Consider the following 726-nt stretch of genomic DNA (forward strand, 5'->3'; position numbering starts at 1 on the left):
CCAGCGCTTAAGATGAAGGAAAGTATTTTCAACCAAATGGCGAAGCCGATAGAGCTCACGATCATATTCTCTGGCGGCCTTCCGATTTTTCCGGCTAGGGATCTGGACTTGCATGCCTTGTTGTTCTGCTTTTTCTACTATTGCGTTGCTATCATAGCCCCTGTCCGCCAATAGATGCTCTGCATCGAGTCCTTTAATTAAGGTCTCAGCTTGTGAACAATCTGCTGTGGTACCGCTTGTAATAATAATTCTGACCGGCATACCATGCGCATCCACGGCCAAATGTATCTTGGTATTGAGCCCCCTTTTGTGAGCCCCATATCCTGATTACCCCCTTTAGCGCCTGCCGCATCGGGATGAACCTTAATATGGCTGGCATCAATCATTAACCACTCGAAATCGGGGTCATTAACCCATTGTTCGAGCAGTTTTTCCCATATCCCTTTATCTCTCCAGCGACAAAAACGACGGTGGGTATTTTTCCAGTCACCATAATCAGTATGTAGGTCTCGCCAAGGCGCACCCGTCCGTAAAATCCAAAACACCCCATTGATAAAACGCCGATTATCTTCAGCTACACGCCCCCAAGCACCTTGACGTCCTGGCAAATGAGGTTCAAGCAGGCTCCAGACGCGATCTGAAATATCGTGGCGGCGGTGTGCAGGTGTACTCATGGTTAATCAACTCTTATGATGGAATGGTGGGGCATTATTATTGCACGAAATT

General features: G+C 47.7%; 1 pseudogene. It reads right to left on the bottom strand.

Annotation, left to right across the window (positions count from 1 at the left end):
* Window positions 1–674: pseudogene (locus NXS07_RS20530) on the bottom strand (IS5 family transposase); the annotation flags it as partial.
* Between the last annotated feature and the right edge of the window lie 52 nt (window positions 675–726).

The sequence above is a fragment of the Xenorhabdus bovienii genome, from assembly GCF_024721015.1.
Classification (GTDB): domain Bacteria; phylum Pseudomonadota; class Gammaproteobacteria; order Enterobacterales; family Enterobacteriaceae; genus Xenorhabdus; species Xenorhabdus bovienii.